At 72.4% G+C, this 21,210-nt stretch carries 23 protein-coding genes; 9 read left to right on the top strand and 14 right to left on the bottom strand.

Features of this window, described 5'->3' with window-relative positions; translation table 11 throughout:
- The first annotated feature begins 32 nt into the window (after positions 1-32).
- Positions 33-1,295: a M48 family metallopeptidase gene (locus H9I49_RS22170; protein ID WP_188032583.1), complete on the top strand. Its 1,263-nt coding sequence runs from the start codon at positions 33-35 to the stop codon at positions 1,293-1,295.
- Here the strand turns inward: H9I49_RS22170 and H9I49_RS22165 are convergent.
- The 6 genes from H9I49_RS22165 to H9I49_RS22140 form a co-directional block, all read right to left on the bottom strand.
- Positions 1,289-2,371, bottom strand: coding sequence for a P1 family peptidase (locus tag H9I49_RS22165; protein WP_188032582.1), 1,083 nt, complete (start codon positions 2,369-2,371; stop codon positions 1,289-1,291). The two genes, H9I49_RS22170 and H9I49_RS22165, sit on opposite strands and share 7 nt — an antisense overlap.
- Positions 2,368-2,832: a GNAT family N-acetyltransferase gene (locus tag H9I49_RS22160; RefSeq protein ID WP_188032581.1), complete on the bottom strand. Its 465-nt coding sequence runs from the start codon at positions 2,830-2,832 to the stop codon at positions 2,368-2,370. Before H9I49_RS22160 ends, H9I49_RS22165 begins: the two co-directional genes overlap by 4 nt.
- Positions 2,833-2,932: 100 nt before the next feature.
- The gene (locus tag H9I49_RS22155; RefSeq protein WP_188032580.1) at positions 2,933-3,232 is read right to left on the bottom strand and encodes a DUF3263 domain-containing protein; all 300 of its coding nucleotides are present in this window, start codon (positions 3,230-3,232) and stop codon (positions 2,933-2,935) included.
- A gap of 174 nt (positions 3,233-3,406) precedes the next feature.
- Entirely contained in the window at positions 3,407-4,768 is a 1,362-nt protein-coding gene (locus H9I49_RS22150; RefSeq protein WP_188032579.1) for a pyridoxal-dependent decarboxylase, read from the bottom strand.
- A 138-nt stretch (positions 4,769-4,906) separates the two neighbouring features.
- On the bottom strand, positions 4,907-5,554 hold the full coding sequence (locus H9I49_RS22145) for an HAD-IA family hydrolase (protein WP_188032578.1): 648 nt from the start codon (positions 5,552-5,554) through the stop codon (positions 4,907-4,909).
- Positions 5,555-5,563: 9 nt separating this feature from the next.
- Positions 5,564-6,742 carry an N-acetylglucosamine-6-phosphate deacetylase gene (locus H9I49_RS22140; protein WP_188032577.1) on the bottom strand — a complete coding sequence of 393 codons (1,179 nt, stop codon included), beginning with the start codon at positions 6,740-6,742 and terminating at the stop codon, positions 5,564-5,566.
- 43 nt (positions 6,743-6,785) lie between these two features.
- On the opposite strand from H9I49_RS22140, the gene H9I49_RS22135 reads away from it, so the two are divergent.
- Entirely contained in the window at positions 6,786-7,463 is a 678-nt protein-coding gene (locus tag H9I49_RS22135; RefSeq protein ID WP_188032576.1) for a uracil-DNA glycosylase, read from the top strand.
- Positions 7,460-8,278 (top strand): SGNH/GDSL hydrolase family protein, encoded by an 819-nt coding sequence (locus H9I49_RS22130; RefSeq protein ID WP_188032575.1) that lies wholly within the window; start codon positions 7,460-7,462, stop codon positions 8,276-8,278. Before H9I49_RS22135 ends, H9I49_RS22130 begins: the two co-directional genes overlap by 4 nt.
- A 76-nt stretch (positions 8,279-8,354) precedes the next feature.
- Here the strand turns inward: H9I49_RS22130 and H9I49_RS22125 are convergent, their stop codons facing one another.
- The 7 genes from H9I49_RS22125 to H9I49_RS22095 form a co-directional block, all read right to left on the bottom strand.
- Positions 8,355-9,296, bottom strand: a complete 942-nt coding sequence (locus H9I49_RS22125) for a DUF559 domain-containing protein (protein ID WP_188032574.1) — start codon at positions 9,294-9,296, stop codon at positions 8,355-8,357.
- A gap of 215 nt (positions 9,297-9,511) precedes the next feature.
- Positions 9,512-10,849 (bottom strand): 4-aminobutyrate--2-oxoglutarate transaminase, encoded by a 1,338-nt coding sequence (gabT, locus tag H9I49_RS22120; protein ID WP_188032573.1) that lies wholly within the window; start codon positions 10,847-10,849, stop codon positions 9,512-9,514.
- A gap of 175 nt (positions 10,850-11,024) precedes the next feature.
- Positions 11,025-13,133, bottom strand: coding sequence for a bifunctional polysaccharide deacetylase/glycosyltransferase family 2 protein (locus H9I49_RS22115; RefSeq protein ID WP_370587699.1), 2,109 nt, complete (start codon positions 13,131-13,133; stop codon positions 11,025-11,027).
- 111 nt (positions 13,134-13,244) lie between these two features.
- Positions 13,245-13,823, bottom strand: a complete 579-nt coding sequence (locus H9I49_RS22110; protein ID WP_188032572.1) for a hypothetical protein — start codon at positions 13,821-13,823, stop codon at positions 13,245-13,247.
- 138 nt (positions 13,824-13,961) lie between these two features.
- Positions 13,962-14,402: a VOC family protein gene (locus H9I49_RS22105; RefSeq protein WP_188032571.1), complete on the bottom strand. Its 441-nt coding sequence runs from the start codon at positions 14,400-14,402 to the stop codon at positions 13,962-13,964.
- A gap of 5 nt (positions 14,403-14,407) precedes the next feature.
- On the bottom strand, positions 14,408-14,905 hold the full coding sequence (locus H9I49_RS22100; protein ID WP_188032570.1) for an SRPBCC family protein: 498 nt from the start codon (positions 14,903-14,905) through the stop codon (positions 14,408-14,410).
- Positions 14,902-15,321 carry a helix-turn-helix transcriptional regulator gene (locus H9I49_RS22095; protein WP_188032569.1) on the bottom strand — a complete coding sequence of 140 codons (420 nt, stop codon included), beginning with the start codon at positions 15,319-15,321 and terminating at the stop codon, positions 14,902-14,904. The genes H9I49_RS22100 and H9I49_RS22095 overlap by 4 nt, the downstream gene beginning before the upstream one ends.
- A gap of 131 nt (positions 15,322-15,452) precedes the next feature.
- Between H9I49_RS22095 and H9I49_RS22090 the strand changes: the two genes are divergently transcribed.
- The 4 genes from H9I49_RS22090 to H9I49_RS22075 are packed head-to-tail and all read left to right on the top strand — an operon-like array spanning position 15,453 to position 18,553.
- Positions 15,453-15,848: a molybdopterin-binding protein gene (locus H9I49_RS22090; RefSeq protein WP_188032568.1), complete on the top strand. Its 396-nt coding sequence runs from the start codon at positions 15,453-15,455 to the stop codon at positions 15,846-15,848.
- Entirely contained in the window at positions 15,845-16,660 is an 816-nt protein-coding gene (gene modA / locus H9I49_RS22085) for a molybdate ABC transporter substrate-binding protein (RefSeq protein WP_370587698.1), read from the top strand. The genes H9I49_RS22090 and modA overlap by 4 nt, the downstream gene beginning before the upstream one ends.
- A 37-nt stretch (positions 16,661-16,697) precedes the next feature.
- Positions 16,698-17,483, top strand: a complete 786-nt coding sequence (locus H9I49_RS22080) for an ABC transporter permease (RefSeq protein WP_188032567.1) — start codon at positions 16,698-16,700, stop codon at positions 17,481-17,483.
- Positions 17,480-18,553 carry an ABC transporter ATP-binding protein gene (locus H9I49_RS22075; protein ID WP_188032566.1) on the top strand — a complete coding sequence of 358 codons (1,074 nt, stop codon included), beginning with the start codon at positions 17,480-17,482 and terminating at the stop codon, positions 18,551-18,553. The genes H9I49_RS22080 and H9I49_RS22075 overlap by 4 nt, the downstream gene beginning before the upstream one ends.
- On the opposite strand, the gene H9I49_RS22070 is transcribed toward H9I49_RS22075, so the two are convergent.
- Complete coding sequence (locus H9I49_RS22070; protein ID WP_223129107.1) at positions 18,541-19,461, bottom strand: alcohol dehydrogenase catalytic domain-containing protein; 921 nt, start codon at positions 19,459-19,461, stop codon at positions 18,541-18,543. The two genes, H9I49_RS22075 and H9I49_RS22070, sit on opposite strands and share 13 nt — an antisense overlap.
- A 102-nt stretch (positions 19,462-19,563) precedes the next feature.
- Between H9I49_RS22070 and H9I49_RS22065 the strand changes: the two genes are divergently transcribed.
- Together H9I49_RS22065 and H9I49_RS22060 are read left to right on the top strand one after the other, a co-directional pair.
- On the top strand, positions 19,564-19,965 hold the full coding sequence (locus tag H9I49_RS22065; RefSeq protein ID WP_188032565.1) for a helix-turn-helix domain-containing protein: 402 nt from the start codon (positions 19,564-19,566) through the stop codon (positions 19,963-19,965).
- A 93-nt stretch (positions 19,966-20,058) separates the two neighbouring features.
- Positions 20,059-21,204: an acyl-CoA dehydrogenase family protein gene (locus tag H9I49_RS22060; RefSeq protein WP_188032564.1), complete on the top strand. Its 1,146-nt coding sequence runs from the start codon at positions 20,059-20,061 to the stop codon at positions 21,202-21,204.
- Positions 21,205-21,210: the final 6 nt, after the last annotated feature.

The raw sequence follows: 21,210 nt of genomic DNA, 5'->3' as shown, positions 1-21,210 counted from the left end.
GGAGACGTCTCACCCGTCGCCGAAGGATCACCGTGTCCGAGCTCCCCCCGACCAGCCCGTCCCCCGCGACCACGGCACCGCCCAGGAAGCAGGCGGGCCAGTCGCGGCTTTCATGGTTCGCCCGCCGCAGGGTGGCCGCGCTCGATGCCGCGTCGGCCCGGGTCCACGGGGGTCTCCTCGCGCAGGTGAGCCGGGGCGAGCGGCCGTCCGGGTCGACGGGCACCTCGGGCGGCGTGCTCGCCCTCTCGGTGCTGGTGCTCGTCGTGTATGCCGTCGCGGTCGTGCTGCTCGTCGTCGCGACCTTCGCGTCGAAGAACGTCGTCGGCTGGATCGGGGTTGTCCTGGGCTGGCTTGTCGTCGTCGCCATCGCCCCGCGCCCGAACCGCCTCGGGGACGTTCGACGCCTGGACGCCACCGAGCACCCGAGCATCCATCGACACGTCGCCGCGGTCGCCGAGGCGGTCGGCACGCCGGCACCTGAGGTCGTCGCCGTCTCGACGGAGTTCAACGCCGGCGTCGCGCGCATCGGCTGGGGTCGCCGCCAGGCTCTCGTGATCGGCCTTCCCCTCTGGACCCTGCTCACCGAGGACGAACGGCTCGCCCTCCTCGCCCACGAGATGGGCCACCTCCGCGGCCGCGACACCACCGTCGGCCACGTGGCATGGACGGCCCATGGCGTCCTGCGCCGGTTCGCCACGCTGCTCACGCCGCTGCCGAGCGACGCGTACTCCGACTTCGCCGACTATCGGCTGGAGATCGCGGCCTCCGAAGCGACGATGAACGCCCTCGCCGCCTTCCTGCTCCGCATCGTCTCGACGCCCGCCATCCTGCTGCTCCTGCTCTTCGAGCGGCTCGCCGCCGTCAGCTCCCAGCGCCGCGAGTACCTCGCGGACCTCCGCGCCGCCGAGGTCGCCGGCACCCGCGCCGTCGTGCGCCTGCTCATCACGACGGAGAACCTGGCCGGCCTCCACACGCTGGCGGGCCGCGGGTGTGCGGCGCCGCGAGGACCCGTTCGCCGTGCTCGCGGCGGTGCGCGAGCGCCCGGACCCGACGGCCGCGCAGGTCGCGATCGCCCGGCAGCGGGCCCGGGAGCAGGACCTGCGGTGGGACGCGAGCCATCCGCGCGACGACCTGCGCATGAGCCTCGTCGAGGCCCGAGCGGCCTCGCGCACCTTCGCGCTGTCCGAAGGCCAGGACGGCGCCGACCGCGAGCTGGCCGGCGTCTCCCCCGAGCTCACCCGGCGGTTCGCCGACGAGCTGACCGACACGTACTACTGAGCGGGACGTACTACTGAGCGCGGCCCGGGCCCTGGTCCGCAGCCAGCGCCGATGGGAACGCGTCGGACCACGACCGCAGCGCGACACCACCGTCGGCCGTGCGGTCGACGGACGTCGCGGCCAGCAGGGCATGGACGATGGCCCTCGCGACGCAGTCGGCACCGGCCTCCATGAGCACCGTCTGCTCGACGGGGTCGGGGGCGGGCCGATCGCCCGTGGCCAGCGTGAAGAGGGTGTCGCCGTCGAAGAGAGTGTGCACCGGCTTGAGGGCGCGCGCGAAGCCGTCGTGACCGATGCCGGACGCCTTCTGGCACTGGGCCTTGGTCAGGGTGGCGTCGGTCGCGATGATGCCTATCGTCGTGGCGAGTCCGGGCCTGCCGGCGTTCGCGGGCAACGCCTCGGCCCGGGCGCGGGCCTCCTCGAGCTCGGCCGCGCCCGGCCGGCCCACGTGGGCCAGCTCGTCCCCCAGACCCAGCCCGACGGCATACGGCAGCCCGGTCGTAGGGTCGACGGCCGAGCCGACGGCGTTGACGGCGATGAGCGCTGCGACGGTCGTTCCCGACTCGAGCACGACGCTCGCCGAGCCGATGCCGCCCTTGAAACCGCCGGCCTTGGCGCCCGTCCCGGCGCCCACGCACCCCTGCGCCACGGCCGATGTCGACGCGCTGGCGTATGCCGCCCTCCCGTCCTCCGCCCGCGGATGGTGGCGCCAGGTGCCGCCGCGTCCCAGGTCGAAGAGGATCGCGGACGGCACGATCGGCACGATGTGCCCCGGCTCGCCCATCGGCCAGCCGATCCCGTCGTCGAGCAGCGCGTCCACGACCCCGTCGACGGCGGCCAGGCCCGGCGCGGACCCGCCACCGAGGACGATCGCGTCGACCCGGTCGACGAGGTTGCGGGGGTCGAGCAGGTCGGTCTCGCGCGTGCCCGGTCCACCACCGCGCACGTCGACGCCGGCGACGACGCCACCCTGGGGCGCGAGCACCACCGTAACGCCGGTGAGCCACCCCGGCTCGTCCCGGGTGCAGTGACCGACGAAGAGGCCCGCGACGTCGACGAGCGAGTTCGTCGGGCCGGGGACGGGACCGGTCACTGCGGGTCCCGCAGGTCGAACTCCATGAGCCGGCCGGGCGAGCTGAACCCGAGCCGCTCGTAGAACTCCTGGGCACGCGCATCAGGCGCGTTGAGCCGGATCCACTTGACGTCGGTGGTGCGGGACCACTCGATCATCGCCTCGGTGAGGGCCCGGCCGACGCCCCGGTCACGGCAGGCCGGGACGACGAACAGCCCACCGACGTGCAGCCACGAGACGTCCTTGCGCCCGGGCCACGGCAGGGCGCGGATGCGACGCGTCTCGAGGATGCCGGCGTGCTCGCCACGGCTCTCGGCGATCCACGTCGGGCGATCGGGCCGCTCGGCCAGCCACGCGTCGACGAAGCGGTCGAGATAGCCGGCCTCGGCCGGCATACCGAGCTCGCGGGCGAACTGCAGGTGCAGGGCCGCGACGATGAAGGCGTCGTCGGCCGACGCTCGCCGGATCGTCACCTCGGCCATGAGGGAAGTGAACCACGCGCGCGGCGCGACCGCGTGCAGGTGCGTCCCCGAGTCGGTCAGGTAGGTCCGGGACGGTCACCGCCCCGGCGGCGTCGAGCCGTCAGACGTTGATGCCGAGCCGCCGACTCGTGCGGGCGCGCTGTCGGCTCGCACGCATGCGGCGCAGGCGCTTGATGAGCATCGGGTCGGCCTCGAGCGCCGCGGGGCTGTCGAGGAGGGCGTTGAGCACCTGGTAGTAGCGCGTGGAGCTCATGTCGAAGAGCTCCTTGATGGCCTGCTCCTTCGAGCCGGCGTACTTCCACCACTGTCGCTCGAACGCCAGGATCTCGAGGTCGCGAGCGCTGAGGCCGTCCTCGGACTCGTGGCGGTGCGGCTGCGCCGTGGCGTGGTCTGTGCTCATGTCCCCGTCTCGCTGCGGTCGTGCGTTGGCTCCGCTCACACCCTAGACCGAAATGACAAGGGTGTCATTCAGTCCGGCATGTTCGCGGCATGTCGTGTGCGGGCGTCGCTGCACCGGTGGAACTGCAGTCACATCGGCCTCACCGGGCGCATTCGTCACGGCCCGCCCCCGAGGTCACGACATCGTATCGAGGATGGCGTTCACGTCCTCACGCGTGGTCTGCGGGTTGCAGATCGCGAACCGCGTCAGCGTCTCCCCGCGGAAGCTCGTCGGCACGACGAAGGCGAACTCCTCGGCCAGCAGGCGGTCGGTCCACGCCTGGTAGTCCTCGGGGGACCACCCGAGGCGCCGGAAGACCACGACGGACAGGTCGGGCTCGCGCACGGCCTCGAGGTAGTCGCGGCGCCCGATCTCGTCGGCGGCGAAGCGCGTCACCGCCAGCGTGCTCTCGACGGCCTCGACGTAGGCGTCCGTGCCGTGGACCGCGAGCGAGTACCAGAGCGGCAGCCCCCGGGCGCGGCGCGTAAGGCCGATCGAGTAGTCCGTCGGGTTCCACTCGGTCGACTTCGTGATGACGTCGAGGTAGCCGGCCTCCTGCGTGTGCGCGACGCGGGCGAGCTCGGGCTCGCGGTAGATGAGGGCGCAGCAGTCGAACGGGGCGAAGAGCCACTTGTGGGGGTCGACGATGAAGGAGTCGGCGTGCTCGATGCCGTTGAAGAGGTGGCGGACCGACGGAGCGACGAGCCCGGCGCCACCGTAGGCACCGTCGACGTGCAGCCACAGGCCGTACTCCCGGCACACCTCGGCCACCGAGGCGAGGTCGTCGACGACACCGAAGTTCGTCGTCCCGCTCGTCGCGACCACGGCGAAGAACGTCTCGGGACCGTGCTCCTCGAGCGTGCGGCGCAGCTCGGCGCCGCTCAGGCGCAGCTTCTCGTCGACGTGGACGCCGCAGACCTCGGCGTCCATGACTGCCGCCATCGAGACGACGGACGAGTGCGCGTTGTCGGTGGCCGCGATCCGGTACGGACGCGCGCCCGTGCCGGCCTCCTTCGCCTTCGCCCTGGCCGTATGCCGTGCCACGACGAGCGCGGACAGGTTGCCCACCGTGCCGCCCGGCACGAAGACGCCGCCCGCCGACTCTGGCAGGCCGGCGAGGTCGGCGATCCAGCGCAGCGCCTGGTTCTCGGCGTAGACCGCGCCGGCACCCTCCATCCACGAGCCGCCGTAGATCGACGAGGCGCCGACGACGACGTCGAAGGCCGCTGCCTCGCGCGTCGGGGCGCACGGGATGAAGGACAGGTAGCGCGGGTGGTCGGTCGAGAGGCACGCCGGCGCGAGGGTGTGCTCGAAGAGCTCCATGGCGCGCGTCGAGCCGAGGCCCTGTGGCGTGATCGTCTGCCCGGCCGCGGACGCCAGGTAGTCCTCGGCCTGGGCCCCGTCGAGCGGGATCGGGTCCATGAGCAGGCGCTCACGCGCGTAGCTGAGGACCTTGTCGACGGCTGCGTGGTCGGCGTCCTTGTCGAAGCTGTGCACGCACAGATGCTAGGGCCTGCGCGAGCCCGCCCGAGCCCGCCCGAGCCCGCCCGAGCCCGCCCGAGCCCGCCCGAGCCCGCCCGAGCCCGCTCGAGCCCGCTCGACCCTGTGACGACCGCTCCGGCCCGGCGACCGTGGTCAGCCGAGCATGGCGGTGCGCAGCTCGCCGGCGGTCGCGACGACGGCCGACGGGCGCACGCCGTGCAGCGCGGTCGGGACACCGGCCCCCCATGTGACCGCCACGGTGTCCATGCCGGCCGCCTTGCCGGCGAGCACGTCGACGACGGCGTCACCGACGTAGACGGCGTCGTTGGAGCCGCGACCCATCCGGTCGAGGGCGAGCAGCAGCGGGGTCGGGTCTGGTTTGTGCCGCTCGGTGTCCTCCATCGCGACCAGCACCGTGACGTGCTCGCTGAGGCCGAGGATGTCCATGGCCTGCTGCGCGGACTCGCGCCGCTTCGACGTCGCGACTCCGACGTGGACGCCGGCGGCGCGCAGGTCGGCCAGGACCTCACGCACCCCGTCGTAGCCGCGGATCAGCCGCTCGGTGTTGTCGGCGTTCCACGCGAGGTACGTCGCGTACAGGTCGTCGGCGTGCTCCGGCGAGTGGTCGCGGAAGGCAGCGATGAGGGGTCGGCCGATCCACGAGCGGATGACGTCCGGGTCCTCCTCGCGACCGATGATCGTGCGGAAGGCGTGCTGGTAGGACTCGACGATGAGGTTGATCGTGTCGGCCAGCGTGCCGTCGAGATCGAAGACGGCGGTGGACCAGCGGGGAGAAGTCACCGGGCGAGCCTAGGGCCTGTCGGCGTCCACCCAGCGACCGGCTCTCAGGACCCGGACCAGCCGTGCGGAGTCGTCGACGACGACGACGTCGGCGCGCGCCCCCGCGACCAAGGCCCCGCGGTCGGCCAGCCCCAGCGCGCGGGCCGGCGTTCGCGTGGCGGGGCGGACGGCATACGGCAGGGGGACGCCGGCCGCGACGGCCCGCGCCACGATGTCGGCGACATGGCTCGTGCCTCCGGCGATGGAGCCGGGGGTCGTGCCGTCGGGGTCGCGCGCCAGGCGTGCGACCCCGCGGTCGACGACCACGGACAGGCCACCGAGCACGTACGCCCCGTCGCCCACACCGGCCGCCGCCATGGCGTCGGACACGAAGGCGACGTGGTCGGCGCCGACGAGGTCGAGGACGGTGCGCACGGTGTCGTCGTCGAGGTGCGCGCCGTCGGCGATGAGCTCGACCGTGACGTGACCCCGCGCGGCCGAGCGCATCAGTGCCGGGGCCGCGCCCGGCGTGCGGTGGTGCCACGGGTCCATGCCGTTGAAGAGGTGCGTGGCGATGTCCGCGCCGGCCGCGACGGCCCGCTCGACCTGCGCGAACGTCGCCGTCGTGTGCCCCACCGCGGCGTGGATGCCGGCCGAGGTCAGCCAGCGGACGAGGTCGAGGCCGTGCTCGCGCTCGGGCGCGAGCGTCACCTGTCGCAGGTGCCCGCGGCCGAGATCGATGAGACGCTCCACCTCCGCCAGGCTCGGGTCGCGCAGCAGCGTCGGGTCGTGCGCGCCGCACCGCGCCTCCGCGAGCCACGGGCCCTCGAGGTGGATGCCGTCGACGAGCCCGTCGTCACACAGCTCCGCGAGCATCGCGACGCCACGCTCGAGGTCACGCGGGCTCATCGTCACGAGGCTCGCGACGATGCTCGTCGAGCCGTGCGCGTGGTGGTGCCGGGCCGCCGCGGCTGCCGCCTCGTCGCGCAGGTCGGTGAACGCCGCGCCTCCGCCGCCGTGGCAGTGGATGTCGACGTATCCCGGCACCATCGTGCCGCTAACGCGCTCGGCCGCGTGGGCCTCCCCCGGCAGCTCGGCACCGGCGGCCAGCGGTGTGACCGCAGCGATGCGCTCGCCCTCGATCCGGAGGAGGACGTCGGGCAGCACCGTGGTGTCGACGAGGGCGGGTCCGCGCAGTGTGAGGTCCATCGGGGACGATTGTGTCGCACGGCCGGCGCGGTAGCGTGTGGCCGTGCCGGCCCGACCCCTCCACGAGCTCGTCCACCCGACGTGGGCGCCCGCCCTCGAGCCGGTGGCCGACACGATCGCCCAGCTGGGTGAGTTCCTGCGCGGTGAGGTCGCTGCCGGGCGCGGCTACCTCCCGGCGGGCGAGCGCGTGCTGCGGGCCTTCTCGCGGCCCCTGCCCGACGTGCGCGTGCTCGTCGTGGGCCAGGATCCCTACCCCACGCCGGGGCACCCGGTCGGGCTCAGCTTCAGCGTCGCCCCGGACGTGCGGCCGGTCCCGCGGTCGCTCCAGAACATCTACCAGGAGCTGGGCACCGACCTCGGCCTGCCGACGCCGGCCTCCGGCGACCTGACCCCGTGGTTCGAGCGAGGCGTCATGCTGCTCAACCGCGTGCTCACCGTGCAGCCGGGGCGCTCGGCGAGCCACCAAGGCAAGGGTTGGGAAACCGTTACGACACAAGCGATCTCGGCGCTCGTCGCTCGCGGTGGCCCACTCGTCGCCATCCTCTGGGGTCGACAGGCGCAGTCCCTGGCGCCGATGCTGGGCCCCGTGCCGCGCATCGAGACCGCCCACCCGTCACCGCTCTCCGCGCGGTCGGGCTTCTTCGGCTCGCGGCCGTTCAGCCGCACCAACGACCTCCTCGCCCAGCAGGGCGCCCCACCCATCGACTGGAGGCTGACATGACCCAGCCCGCCGCAGACGGTGCCGCACCCACCGTCTGGACCCGCTACGTCGCGATCGGCGACTCCTTCACCGAGGGCATGTGCGACGACGACCCCGAGTTCGGCCATGACGGTGAGTTCGCCGGCTGGGCCGACCGGCTCGCTGCCCACCTCTCGGAGATCGCCCGCACCGAGGGGCTCGACTTCGGCTACGCCAACCTCGCCGTGCGGGGCCGGAAGCTCGCTGACGTCGTCGGCCCCCAGCTCGAGGACGCCCTGTCGCTCCAGCCCGACCTCGTCAGCATCGTCGGCGGCGGCAACGACATCCTGCGCCCCAAGGCCGACCTCGACGGCCTCGCCGCCCGGCTGGAGACCGCTGTCGCCCGCATCCGGGCAACCGGGGCCGACGTCCTCATGGCGACCCCCGTCGACCCGGCCGACGCACCCCTGGTCAAGGCCACGCGCGGGCGCGCCGCGATCCACGCCGCCAACATCTGGAGCATCGCCCGCCGCAACGGCGCCCACGTCATCGACCAGTGGGGCCTGCACGCCCTGCGCGACTGGCGGATGTGGGCCGAGGACCGCATCCACATGACGACCGAGGGCCACCGGCGGGTGTCGCTCGCCGCGCTCGAGGCCCTCGGCCACACCCCGGCCGAGACCGGCTGGGCGACGCCGCTCGACCCTGCTCCGCCCATCGGACGCCGCGAGGCCCTCCAGGCCAACGCCCAGTGGGCCAAGGAGTATGTCGGCCCATGGGTGCACCGACGCCTCACCGGCCGCTCGTCGGGAGACACCCGCAAGGCCAAGCGCCCCGACATCACACCCTTCGACTGACACTGCCGGACGGGCGCGGCTGACGGCCCGGCGTCGCCTGCGGGACCGTTGACGGGACGTTGGAACGGACTCGTGCTCAGACGGCGCGGCTGACCGGTGAAGGTCCCGTCATGCGTCCCCGGCGACGCGCGTCACGACGGGACCGCCGCTGCGACCGACGGAGCGCCACTGCGGCGGCGAGCGTCGCCCTCACCCACGCCGGCTCGAACATGACCTGCTCCCACGTGAAGCGCAGCACGAGCCAGTCGCGCACTGCCAGCTCGTCGTAGCGCCGGCAGTCGCGGTCGAACGCCCTCCGCTCGGCGTGGAACTCGAAGCTGTCGGCCTCGAGCACGACCTGCAGCTTCTCGTCGGCCAGGTCGACGCGGGCGTAGAAGCCGTCGTAGCGGATCCGGGTCTGCGGAACGACTGCGAGGCCGGGCACCTCGAGGGCGATGGCGCGCAACACCGACTCGAAGGGGTTCGCGGCTCGCGCGTCGGCCTCACGCGCGACGCGCAGCACTCGCCGGCGCTGCCGCGGCCCGAGCGTGAGGCCGACCTCGGTGACCTCACGCAGCCGCAGTCCCGCCCGCAGCGCCGAGTCGAACACCGCCAGAGCCTCGTCGAATGGTAGGTCGAGGCAGCAGTCGACCACGGTCCGCGCCGGCGTCGTCACGCCGTCGGCCACGACCGCGGGCTCCAACGTCCGCCAGTGCAGCGTCACAAGACCCCGCTGGCTGTCACGCAGCTTCCGGTTGGCGGGGATGGTGACATCAGGTAGCGCCGGAACGGACTTGACCTTCCAGCCCCGCCGGAGTCCAGCGCTGCGATGCGACACGACACCGTGCAGGCGCAGGGCCACGATCCGGGCGGTGGCTACACCTGGGAGCGCGTAGACACCGTGCCCGTGGCGGACCACCTCACCCGCCGCGACGGCGGAAGCGATGCGTCGCCACGGCACCGCACGCCTCAGCTCACGCCAGGTGCAGGTACCGCCGAGGCGCTCGACAGCCACGGCGACGGACGGATTGCCACGCATCGACCCAGACTGGCCGCGCGTCGTCGGCTGCGTCCGCCGTCATCCACAGGGCACGGAGGGCCAGACGCCTGGGACGGCTGACGGGACCCAGCCCGCTGGACGCGTGGCCCGCGGTGCCGATCACGCGACCGTCCCGTCATCGGTCCCGCCCGAGCAGCCGAATGCCGCCGCGCCGGCTCAACGGGACGGCATACGTCGGCGGGTCGGCCGCGGTCTCAGACGGAGGCGGCGAACGCCTTCTCGAAGATGTCGAGCCCCTCCGAGAGCAGCTCGTCGCTCGCGGCGAGCGGCGGCAGGAAGCGGAAGACGTTGCCGTACGTGCCGCACGTCAGGGTGACGAGGCCGTCGGCGTGGCAGGCCTTGTTGACCGCCCCCGTCAGGGCGGCGTTCGGGGAGATGTCGCCCTCGCCGTTGACGAGCTCGACGGCGAGCATCGCGCCCCGGCCGCGGATGTCGCCGATCTGCGGGTACCTCGCCGCGAGCGCCTCGAGGCGGGGCCTGAAGAGCGCCTCGACCTGGCGGGCGCGACCGCAGAGGTCGTCGGCCTTCATCGTCTCGATGGCGCCGAGGGCCGAGGCGCACGCGACCGGGTTGCCGCCGTACGTGCCGCCGAGCCCGCCGCCGTGGACGGCGTCCATGATCTCGGCGCGGCCCGTGACGCCCGCGAGCGGGAGTCCGCCGGCCATGCCCTTGGCGGTCGTGACGATGTCGGGCACGACGCCCTCGTGATCGCTCGCGAACCAGTCGCCGGTGCGGCAGAAGCCGGTCTGCACCTCGTCGGCGATGAAGACGACGCCGTTGTCACGGCACCAGTCGGCGACCTGACGGACGAATCCCGGTGCGGGGACGATGAACCCGCCCTCACCCTGGATCGGCTCGAGGATGACGGCGGCGAGGTTCTCCTCGCCGACCTGGGCGTGGACCTGCGACACGAAGACGTCGAAGGACTCCTTCGCGCAGTCGGCGGGGCCGCCGGGCCAGCGGAAGGGGTAGCTCATCGGCGCGCGGTAGACCTCGCCGGCGAAGGGCCCGAACCGGTGCTTGTACGGCATGTTCTTCGCGGTCAGCGCCATCGTGAGGTTGGTGCGGCCGTGGTACGCGTGGTCGAACGCGACGACGGCGTTGCGGCCGGTGTAGTGGCGCGCGACCTTGACAGCGTTCTCGACGGCTTCGGCACCCGAGTTGAAGAGCGCCGAACGCTTCTCGTGGTCACCCGGCGTCAGCTCGTTGAGGGCCTCGGCGACCTCGAGGTACTCCTCGTAGGGCGTGACCATGAAGCACGTGTGCGTGAAGTCGGCCACCTGCTCGGTGACGCGCTCGACGACGCGCGGGGCGGCGTTGCCGACCGTCGTCACGGCGATGCCGGAGCCGAAGTCGATGAGCTGGTTGCCGTCGACGTCGACGAGGATGCCGCCGCCTGCCCTCTCGACGTAGACCGGGAGGCCGGTCGAGACGCCCGCGGACACCGCCGCTGTCTTGCGCTGCTGGAGCTCGGCCGATCGGGGGCCCGGGATCGCGGTCCTGAGGACGCGCTGCTGGGGGACGCTGCTCATGCGGGTCAGTATGCCGTCCGGTGGCCCGGGAGCGGAACCCGGCCGATGGCCCGAACCTGCGAATTCCGCACCGGCCACGGGCGCCCACCGTTCACTTCAGCGGCGTAGGGCGGCCTCCGCGACCGAAAGAGCACCTGTCCGCGGGACGAGAGCCGACCATGGTTTCGCCTGATCGTCAGCGCATGAGGTCGGGTAGGGCCTCCGGCCCGGGCGCGGGCACGCGGAGCGAGCCGTAGCGGTCCATCCGGTGCCAGCGCAGATACGTCCCGGCCAGCGCGGTGAAGACCGACTGGATCACGACGAGGTACATGAGCTGGCGGTAGACGACCTGTTGCAGGGGCAGCGTCCACATGGGGCGCAGCGACTCGCGGTCGAGCCGGAACGCGTACACCGCCATGGCCGCCTGGATCGCCAGGAAGGCCAGCCAGACGAGCACGACACGGACCGGGTCGAGGAAGACGAGGCCGTAGATCGCGAAGACGTCGACCGTCGGCGCCAGCAGCGGAAGCAGCACCTGCAGGACGAGCAGGTAGGTGAGGCCGCGCCGGCCGAGCTTGCCGGCTGCTCCGGACTGGACCAGCGCGCCGCGGTGCTTCCACATGGCCTGGAGAGTGCCGTAGCACCAGCGGTAGCGCTGGCGCCACAGCGCGCCGAGCGAGGCGGGTGCCTCGGTCCACGCGCGGGCGTCGTCCTCGTAGACGACCCTCCACCCATCGCGCGCGAGCGCCATGGTGAGGTCGGTGTCCTCGGCGAGGGTGTCGTCGCTGACGCCACCGACGCGCTCGAGGGCCGACCGCCTGAATCCGCCGATCGCACCGGGGACCGTCGGCATGCACTCGGCGACGTCGAAGAGGCGGCGGTCGAGGTTGAAGCCGATGACGTACTCGATGTGCTGCCACCGGCCCAGGATGCCGTCGCGGTTGGCGACCTTCGCGTTCCCCGACACGGCCCCGACGCGGGGGTCGGCGAACCGCTGGACGAGCGTGTGCACCGCGTCGGGCTCGAAGACGGTGTCGCCGTCGACCATGACGATGAGGTCGTGCGAGGCGTGCCGCAGGCCGGTGTTGAGGGCCGCGGGCTTGCCGCCGTTCTCCTGCCTGATGACTGTCACACCGGGCAGGTCGAGCGACTCGACGAGGTCGGCTGTGCCGTCAGTGGAGCCGTCGTCGACGACGATGACCTCGACCGGGTGCGTGGAGGCGACGATCGAGCGCACCGCCGCCTCGATGCCGGCCGTCTCGTTGTAGGCGGGCACGATGACGCTCACGGGCTCGACCACGGGCGGGTCGCCGCGGCGCTGGCCGCGGAGCTGGTCGCGAAGCCGGCCCCGGCGGTGGCGGGCGGCGGCCGCGATGACGAGCACAGCGCGCACACCCGTGACGACGCCGCTGGCGACGAGGAGGACGCCGACGAGCGTGATGAGCAGGTCGCTGAGGCGAAGCACCGAGACGAGCGTCATCCCGGTGAGCCGGTCGACGGAGGAGGCCGGGCGCACGGCCGTCGCCATCCCCACGGACCGGCTCAGGGTCTCGAAGCGGTAGCCCTTGGCCCTCAGCGCGGGAAGGGCCCGGTCGAGAGCGGCCACGGTCTGGCTGCGGTCGCCGCCCGCGTCGTGGAGCAGGACCACTTCCCCGGCGCGCCCGGTGGGCGTCATCCCCCGGACCACGGCGTCGACACCGGGCCGCCGCCAGTCCTCGGCGTCTCGCGTCGCGAGCACGGAGACGTAGCCGTCCGACGCCGCAGTGAGCATGGCATCGAGCATGTCGTTGTCGATCGCGGCGTTCTCCGAGCTGTACGGCGGTCGCAATAGCGCGGTCGTCTGACCGGTCAGCCCGACGAGCACCTGCTGGGCCTCACGCAGCTCGAGGTGACGCTGCCACGCCGGGGCCGAGCCGAGGTTGACGTGGGTCAGGGTGTGCAGCCCGATCTCGTGGCCGTCGGCGAGGATCTCCCGCACCAGCTCGGGGTGGTCGAGGGCCTGGGTGCCGACGAGGAAGAAGGTCGCATGCACGTGGTTGCGACGGAGGATGTCCAGCACCTTGGGGGTCCACGTCGGGTCGGGCCCGTCGTCGAAGGTGAGCGCGACGACGCCGGAGGCGGGACGCGCCGTGCGCAGGCTGCCGCCTCGGGCGTCGATCACCGGACCGCCCCGGGCGAGGGCGCTCGGGACCCGGTCGGCCCTGCCCGGCGGCACGGCGGCATCGTCGGTGACGCCGTAGAGGTGGCGCAGGTAGCCCTGCATGACCAGCGCGACCGCAAGAGCGACCAACACCGTCGAGAGCACGAACCAGTGGGTTCGGGGGCGGACCAGTCGCGAGGGCGGCGGACGGTGTCGGCCGGCTCGCGACGACCTTCTCCCGCGTGTCGCCCGCACCGGGTGCTCCGCGGCCACAGGTCAGCGGGTCTTCGTCGGGGTCGCGCGCTGGGTCAGTCCCGGCGCCGCCGTGGGGCTGCTCGCGCTGCGCGTCGCCGCGGGCACCGTCGTGGGCCTGGCGGTCGGGGTCGCGCCCCGCGTCGGGGTTCCGGTCACCGAGACCGGTGCCGGGCTGGGTGCGTTGGGAGTGCTGGTGGCCTTCGCGGTGCTGCGCGGTGCGGCGCTCGTGGCGCCGGCGCGCGCGAGGACCGCGGACCCCGCCGCACCGGGCGCGGTCTGCGTCCGCGAGCCCGTGGCCGCGTGCGTCCCAGAGGCGGACGACGGGACCGTCGAAGGCTTGGCCAGCAGCCGGCTCGGCGCTGCCGGCCGCGGCAGGAACGGTGCGTCGATCGTCGGGCCGCCGAGGGCGGCGCTGAGCAGGAGCCCGAGGTAGCCGATGACGAGGACGGCGGCGGCCGCCCCGAGCAGTCGCACCCGACGCAGGCGACGACCGGTGACGTCGAGGAAGACCGGACCGGTGCCGACGGCGTCCTCGGAACCTGCGCCAGACGCGGGACCAGCAGCGGGAGCTGGTGGAACGGGAGGGTGGATGAGGGGCATCGGGCACAGAGGGTACGCCGCCTGCGGGGGACCGCGCGATTCCTCGACCTCAGAGGCTGGACACGTGGTCCTGCCCCAGCCCTGTCGTCCCTCGGTAGGGGGCGACACGGCTGGGGCGTTCGAGGCCGGTACCGCCGGTCAGGGCTCGAGCCCCTCGCCGAAGCGGCCTCGGTGCTCGTGCGGGATGAGCGGCTTGTCGGCGCGGACCTTGAGCTGTTGCACCGCCCACGAGTTGCCGTCGGGGTCGGTGAAGCCGAAGAAGGTGCCGCCGTCGCGCTCGTCGATCACCTGGATCTCCGAGCACTCGACTCCCCTGCCGACGAGCTCCTCCCGGGCCGCCGCCGCGTCGGCGACGACGAGCTGGATCCCGTGCAGCGACCCGGGAGCCATCGCCTTCTGGGACGGCAGGTCCCCGATGACGATGGAGCAGCCGGACCCCCGAGGCGTCAGCTGCGCCACGTGCATGTACTCGTTCTTCGTGTTGTGGTCGAGCGCGAAGCCGACCTGGTCGCGGTAGAAGGCGATGGACGCGTCGAGGTCGCTGACCGGGACGATGACGACCTCGAGAGTCCAGTCCACGGCGTTCAGCCCTCGGCCTTCGCGGGGGCGCTGGAGACGCCGAGGAGCTCGTCGAGCTGCTCGTAGCCCTGCACCATGCCGGTCTCCATGCCGCTCTGGACCATCATGTCGCGGCCCTCCACGGACGGGCCGACGCTGTGGCCCTCGAGCCGGCAGCGGCCGTCGCCGAGGTCGACGAACCGCATGAACTCGATGGCGACCTCGTCGGGCGCGCCCTCGAACTCGAAGGTCTGGATCGCGAGCTCGTTGTCTCGGACGGTGTGGAACGTGCCGCGGAAGCCGTAGACGTTGTCGCCGTCGCGGTGGGTGTAGCGGTAACCGCCGCCGGACGTGAAGTCCCAGCGATCGATGGTCATCTCGTAGCCGCGCGGGCCGAGCCACTGGCGGACGAGCTCGGGGTCACGGTGGGCGTTGAAGACGGCCTCGACGGGGGCGTCGAACTCGCGCGTGAAGTCGATCCACGGCAGGCCGGCGGGGACGTCGAGGTTCAGTGGGTTGCTCATGACTGCTGCTCCTTCTCGGTGTTGCGCGCCGCGGGGGTCGCGGGCGCCGCTGTGGTTGCTGTGTCTGTGGCGGACGGTGCTGCTGCGGTTCGTTCGAGAACGGCGTCGAGCGACCGGAAACGCTGTTCGGCGACGAGGCGGTAGCGGTCGATCCAGGCCGTCATGGCCTCGAGCCGGGCGGCCTCGAGATGGACCGGACGCCGCTGTGCGTCGCGCGTCCGGCTCACGAGGCCCGCCAGCTCGAGCACCTGGATGTGCTTGCTGACGGCCTGCTTGCTGATCTCGAACGGTTCGGCGAGCTCGTTGACGGTCGCGGCGCCCCTGCTGAGGCGGGCGATGATCGCGCGCCGGACGGGGTCGGCCAGGGCCGCGAAGGCGCGGTCGAGGTCGGCGTCCGAAACCGGCGAGAGAATCATTGTCAACCAACTTCTTGATCAATCGATACGTTGATTAAAGACCCGACCGCCTCGCGCTGTCAACCGTTTCGCGCGGTCGGCGGGTCGATGACCATGCACTCTGCCGCAGATGCGGGTGTAACCTGCTGCTCATGCCGCACCTGCGCATCACCGAGGCAGCCGCCCTGCTCGGCGTCTCCGACGACACCGTGCGCCGCATGGTCGATTCCGGGCGCCTCGATGGCGCCACCGACGAGGCCGGCAGGCGCACGGTCGATGGCGCGCAGCTCGCCGCCGTCGCCCAGGAGCTGGCCCACCCGGCCGCGGTCGGCACCATCGGTGGAGCGTCCGCACGCAACCGGATGCGCGGCATCGTCACGGCCATCACCAGGGACACCGTGATGGCCAAGGTCGAGCTGCAGTGCGGCCCGTTCCGCATCGTCTCCCTGCTCTCGAGCGAGTCCGTCGACGATCTCGCGCTCGAGGTCGGCTCCGTGGCCGTCGCGAGCGTCAAGTCGACGCACGTGGTCGTCGAGGTCCCCGCGTGAGCCTCGCCCACCCCGCACCCGCCCGCCGCAGGCTGCTGCCCGTCGTCGTCGCGGCGTTCGCCGCCGTCCTCCTCGCCGGATGCGGCAGCGCTCCCTCTTCCGCCGACGGCACCGGACAACGGGGGTGGTCCGATGCCTCGGCGGCACCTCTGCAGGGCACGGTCACGGTGCTCGCGGCCGCCTCCCTCACCGAGTCCTTCGACCAGCTGAAGAATGACTTCGAGAGGGCCCACCCGGGCGTCACGGTCGAGACGTCGTACGGCTCGAGCTCGACGCTCGTGCAGCAGGTCGACAACGGCGCGCCGGCGTCCGTGATCGCCCTCGCCGGGACCGCCGCGGCCGAGCCCCTCGACAAGAGCCTCGTCAAGGACACGAAGAACTTCGCGACCAACGTGCTCGAGATCGCCGTCCCGCCGAGCAACCCCGCCGGCATCACCTCGATCGACGACCTGGCGAAGGCCGGCGTCAAGGTCGTGGTCTGCGCCGACACCGTGCCGTGTGGCAAGGCCGCGCACGCGACGTTCACGAAGGCGCGCATCGTGCCGAACGTCGTGAGCAAGGAGGTCGACGTCAAGGCCGCCCTCGCCAAGGTGAAGCTCGCCGAGGCCGATGCCGCCATCGTGTACCACTCCGACGTCGTCGCCGCGAAGGACGCAGTCACGGGCGTTCCCATCGAGCGGCGGTACAACACGACGCTCCACTACCCGGTCATCACGCTGGCCGACGACGCCGCCTCCCGGGCGTTCGTGGCCTACCTGCTGAGCGAGACGGGCCTCGCGACGGTGCAGTCGTTCGGCTTCGGAGCGCCCTGAGCGCCGGGCCGCCCGGCCCTCGAGAGGATGGCGTGAGATGAGGTATGCCGGCCGGTGGCGTTCACGCATCACCCTCGGCGTGCCCGCCGCCGCGGCACTGCTCCTGCTGGTCGTCCCGCTCGTGACACTCCTGCTGCGCGCCGAGTGGGCGCGCATCCCTTCGGACCTCGCGACGCCGAACGTCCTTCCGGCACTGCGGCTCTCACTCACGACGACGAGCTCGACGGCCGTCCTGTGCCTGATCCTCGGCACTCCTCTGGCCTGGTTCCTCGCCCGCTCCGAACACCGCACGACGGGCTGGGTGCGCGCGCTGCTCACCGTGCCGCTCGTGCTGCCACCGGTCGTGGGAGGCGTGGCGCTGCTCATGGCATGGGGCCGCACGGGGCTCGTCGGGCAGCACCTGACACCGCTCGGCATCCAGATCCCGTTCACAACCGTGGCGGTCGTGCTCGCCGAGACGTTCGTCGCGATGCCGTACTACGTCCTCGCGGTCGAGGGCGCGATGCGCGGCCTGGACCCGAGGCTCGAGTCGGTGGCGCGCACGCTGGGCGCCAGCGACATGCGCTACCTGCGCACGGTCGCCATCCCGCTCGTGCTACCCGGCATCGCGAGCGGCCTGGCGCTGGCCTGGGCCCGCGCGCTCGGTGAGTTCGGCGCGACGATCACCTTCGCGGGCAACTTCCAGGGCCGCACTCAGACCCTGCCGCTGCTCGTCTACGTCGAGCTCGAACGCGACCCGCAAATCGCGATCTCGATCAGCATCATGCTGCTCGCCGTCAGCGTCCTCGTACTCGGTGTGCTGCGCGGCAGGTGGCTGCGATGAGCAGGACCGCGGAATCTCCACGCTGGCTCGACGCGCGGGTTCGACTCTCGCGCGGGGCGATCGACGTGGATGTCGCACTGAGTGCCGAGCCCGGTCAGGTCATCGGGGTCCTCGGACCGAACGGCGGCGGCAAGACGACGACGGTGCTGGCGCTGGCCGGCGTGCTGCAGATCAGCGAGGGTCTCATCCGGGTCGGCGAACGGGTCTGGGACGACGGCAGCCGCCCGCTCGCCCCGGAGGAGCGCGCCGTCGGCCTCATGCTCGCGGACAGCCTGCTCTTCCCCCACCTCAGCGCCCTCGACAACGTCGCCTACGGCCCACGCAGCCGGGGTGTCGACCGTCGTCGGGCCCGCGACCGGGCGCGCGCGGAGCTCGACCGGGTCGGCCTGGCCGACCGCGCCCGATCCAGTCCCCGCGAGCTGTCGTCGGGGCAGCAGGCCCGGGTCGCCCTGGCGCGCGCTCTGGCCACCGACCCACAGCTGCTGCTGCTCGACGAACCCCTGGCCGCCCTCGACCCCGACACCCGCGCCCGCACTCGCAGCGACCTCGCGGGCCGCCTCGCGGCATACGACGGCGTCACGGTGCTCGTGACCCACGACCCGCTCGACGCGCTCACGCTTGCCGACCACCTCGTGTTCGTCGAGGACGGGCAGGTGACACAGGCGGGCACCCCTGCCGAGGTGCTGAGCGAACCGCGGAGTGCCTATGTGGGCACGGTCGTTGGACTGAACCTGTATGCCGGACAGGGCGATTCGCATGGCCACGTGCGCACCGCCGATGGCGGGCTCGTCGTGACGACGAGCCCGACCGAAGGCAGCGTGTGGGCGACGATCCCACCAAGCGCGGTGTCCCTGCACCTCCACGAACCGGAGGGGTCGCCCCGCAACGCATGGCGGGTCCGCATCGCGTCGGTGACCATGCAGGGACAGTCGGCGCGCGTCGGACTCGTCGGCGACCTGGCGCTGACGGCTGAGGTCACGCTGGAGTCGGTCACCGCCCTCGGCCTGCAGGTCGGACGCGACGTGTGGGCCGCGGTCAAGGCGACCGAGGTGCGCACCTACCCGCGCTGACGCGCGGCATCCCTCAGGGCACCAGCAGCCATCGCCCGCGCTGACCGCCGCCGGCGAGCTTGGCATAGGCGACCGCCGCATCGGCGAGTGGTAAGCAGCCCGGCAACTCGCACGGCGAGCTCGCCGGTGACGCTGTGCCGCAGGAGGTCAGCCAAACGCGCAGCGTCGGCCCGGACCGACACGGCCGACGTCTCGATCCCGCGAACGCTCTCCACCACGGCCATCGGGTAGACGCCCTGGAACCGGCCGCCATCGCGGACGGCGCCGATCGCGTTCTCCTGCAGACCGGCCGCGTCGAACACCGCGTCGACGGCCGACGAGGGCAGCACGGTGACGAACTCGCTCGCTCCCGCATCACGGACGAACTGCTCGTCGCGGTCGCGCCCGTGTCCCACGACCGACCACCCGGCCGCCGAGGCCAGCGCCACGGCATACCCGCCGACGGCGCCACCGGCGCCTGTCACGAGCAGCGACCGGCCGGCCGGGGCACCGAGGGCCGCGAGCGCCTGGTCCGCCGTCAGCGCGTTGAGCGGGACGGATGCCGCGTCGATCAGATCGAGGTCGCCCGGCACGAGCGCGACCGCCGACTCCGGAAGCACCACCTGCGCGGCGTGCGTGCGGCTGCTCCGCGCCAGGTTGTCGTCCAGGCCGGCGACGCGGTCGCCGTCCTGCACCGATGTCACCGAGGCGCCCACCGCCGTCACGATCCCGGAGGCGTCCCACCCGAGGCCGACGACACCGTCGAGACCGGCGATCTCGCGCATCGGGCCGAGCACGACGCCGACGTCGACCGGATTGACGGCCGCGGCCGCGACGTCGACGAGCACGTCATGGTCCCCGATCGGTGGCGTGGGGACCTCGACGAGGACCGGCTCGTTGCGGTTCGGTTGTGACACAAGGGTCTTCATCATCTCTCCTGGGTCGCTGTCGTTTGCGACTTCATCCTCGGACGGTTACTCTCCGCGGGGAAGTACGCACTTCGAAGTGGCACACGCACCTGGAGGTTTGTCATGGCAACACGCACCGCAGTCCAGCGCCGGCTCGAGGCCAAGGAGGAGTACGACGCCTACCTCGCGTCATGCCCGAGCCGGCAGCTGCTCGCCACGCTCTCCGACAAGTGGGTCACCCTCGTCGTCTGCGCTCTCGGCGAGCGGGACCACCGCTACTCCGAGCTCTCGGCGCGACTGGCAGGCGTGAGCCAGAAGATGCTCACGCAGACGCTTCGGTCACTGGAACGCGACGGGCTCGTCGACCGCGCCGTCACCGCCTCGGTCCCGCCGCGTGTCGACTACTCCCTGACCGACCTCGGACGGTCGCTGCTCGACCCGATCCAGCACATCAAGGCGTGGGCGGAGTGCAACATGCCGGCCGTCGACCAGGCCCGCGACCGGTACGACCGCGTGAGCGCCTAGCCACGAGCCGCCCGCACTCGGGCGGCTGTCCACGACGGGTCATCATCCGTCTCACATTTTGGACAAAATGCTCGGACGTCCTAGTATCTGACCATGCCAGCGACGAGGCTGATGCCGACCGACGAAGCCACTGACCTCATCGAGCTGACCCGCGAGATCTGCCGCAAGGAGCTCGCGCCCAAGGTCGATGAGGCCGAGCGGGCCCGCGCCTTCCCCGAGGCGGCCTTCCGCACGCTCGGGCGCGCCGGCCTGCTGTCGCTGCCCTACCCGGAGGAGCTCGGTGGTGCCGGGCAGCCCTACGAGGTCTACCTGCAGGTCGTCGAGGAGATCGCCTCGGCCTGGATGAGCGTCGCGGTCGGGGTCAGCGTGCACAGCCTCACGGCACACCCCGTGGCGACGTTCGGCACCCGTGAGCAGCAGGAGTCCCTGCTGGCGGGCATGCTCTCCGGTGAGCAGCTCGGCGCGTACTGCCTCTCCGAGCCTCTCGCGGGCTCCGACATCGCCTCGATGACGACACGAGCGACGCGCACCGACGACGGCTGGTCGCTCAAGGGCACGAAGGCATGGATCTCACACGCCGGGCATGCCGACTACTACACGACCTTCGCGCGCACCTCCGACGACGGCGGCAAGGGACTGTCGACGTTCGTCGTGCCGGGCGACGCCGCGGGCCTGACCTTCGCCGATCCGGAGAGGAAGATGGGTCTGCACTGCGATCCGGTGGCCCAGGTCATGTTCGACGGCGTGCCGGTCGACGGCGCCCGTCTCATCGGCCGGGAGGGGGACGGCATGAGGATGGCGTTGTCGGCGCTCGACGCCGGACGCCTCGGAGTCGCTGCCGCCGCAACCGGACTCGCGCAGGCCGCGCTCGACGCCGCCGCGGACTACGCCAAGGAGCGCCGGCAGTTCGGCCACCGCATCGCCGACTTCCAGGGCCTCGCCTTCCTCCTTGCCGACATGGAGGCCGCCGTCACCTCGGCGCGCGCGACCTACCTGCACGCCGCCCGGCTCAAGGACGCCGGGCGTCCCTTCACCAAGGAGGCGGCCGTGGCCAAGCTCGTCGCGACCGACGCCGCGATGAGGGTGACCACCGACGCCGTGCAGGTGCTCGGCGGCGCCGGCTACACCGAGGACTTCCCCCTGGAGCGCTACATGCGCGAGGCGAAGGTCACCCAGATCTTCGAGGGCACCAACCAGATCCAACGCCTGGTCATCGCCCGCCAGCTCCTGCCCCGCTGACCTCCA

The organism is Terrabacter sp. MAHUQ-38, assembly GCF_014518425.1.
Classification (GTDB): Bacteria; Actinomycetota; Actinomycetes; order Actinomycetales; family Dermatophilaceae; genus Terrabacter.
Note: the sequence above shows the minus strand (reverse complement) of the source record. Positions and strands in the feature narration are given on the sequence as shown.

What these genes read in the sequence shown, in the direction of transcription:
- H9I49_RS22160 (WP_188032581.1), bottom strand. Translation starts at nt 2,832, where the DNA reads ATGGCCGAGGTGACGATCCGGCGAGCGTCGGCCGACGACGCCTTCATC.
- H9I49_RS22155 (WP_188032580.1), bottom strand. Translation starts at nt 3,232, where the DNA reads ATGAGCACAGACCACGCCACGGCGCAGCCGCACCGCCACGAGTCCGAG.
- H9I49_RS22140 (WP_188032577.1), bottom strand. Translation starts at nt 6,742, where the DNA reads ATGGACCTCACACTGCGCGGACCCGCCCTCGTCGACACCACGGTGCTG.
- H9I49_RS22130 (WP_188032575.1), top strand. Translation starts at nt 7,460, where the DNA reads ATGACCCAGCCCGCCGCAGACGGTGCCGCACCCACCGTCTGGACCCGC.
- H9I49_RS22125 (WP_188032574.1), bottom strand. Translation starts at nt 9,296, where the DNA reads ATGCGTGGCAATCCGTCCGTCGCCGTGGCTGTCGAGCGCCTCGGCGGT.
- gabT (WP_188032573.1), bottom strand. Translation starts at nt 10,849, where the DNA reads ATGAGCAGCGTCCCCCAGCAGCGCGTCCTCAGGACCGCGATCCCGGGC.
- H9I49_RS22110 (WP_188032572.1), bottom strand. Translation starts at nt 13,823, where the DNA reads ATGCCCCTCATCCACCCTCCCGTTCCACCAGCTCCCGCTGCTGGTCCC.
- H9I49_RS22100 (WP_188032570.1), bottom strand. Translation starts at nt 14,905, where the DNA reads ATGAGCAACCCACTGAACCTCGACGTCCCCGCCGGCCTGCCGTGGATC.
- H9I49_RS22095 (WP_188032569.1), bottom strand. Translation starts at nt 15,321, where the DNA reads ATGATTCTCTCGCCGGTTTCGGACGCCGACCTCGACCGCGCCTTCGCG.
- H9I49_RS22090 (WP_188032568.1), top strand. Translation starts at nt 15,453, where the DNA reads ATGCCGCACCTGCGCATCACCGAGGCAGCCGCCCTGCTCGGCGTCTCC.
- H9I49_RS22080 (WP_188032567.1), top strand. Translation starts at nt 16,698, where the DNA reads ATGAGGTATGCCGGCCGGTGGCGTTCACGCATCACCCTCGGCGTGCCC.
- H9I49_RS22075 (WP_188032566.1), top strand. Translation starts at nt 17,480, where the DNA reads ATGAGCAGGACCGCGGAATCTCCACGCTGGCTCGACGCGCGGGTTCGA.
- H9I49_RS22070 (WP_223129107.1), bottom strand. Translation starts at nt 19,461, where the DNA reads ATGAAGACCCTTGTGTCACAACCGAACCGCAACGAGCCGGTCCTCGTC.
- H9I49_RS22065 (WP_188032565.1), top strand. Translation starts at nt 19,564, where the DNA reads ATGGCAACACGCACCGCAGTCCAGCGCCGGCTCGAGGCCAAGGAGGAG.
- H9I49_RS22060 (WP_188032564.1), top strand. Translation starts at nt 20,059, where the DNA reads ATGCCAGCGACGAGGCTGATGCCGACCGACGAAGCCACTGACCTCATC.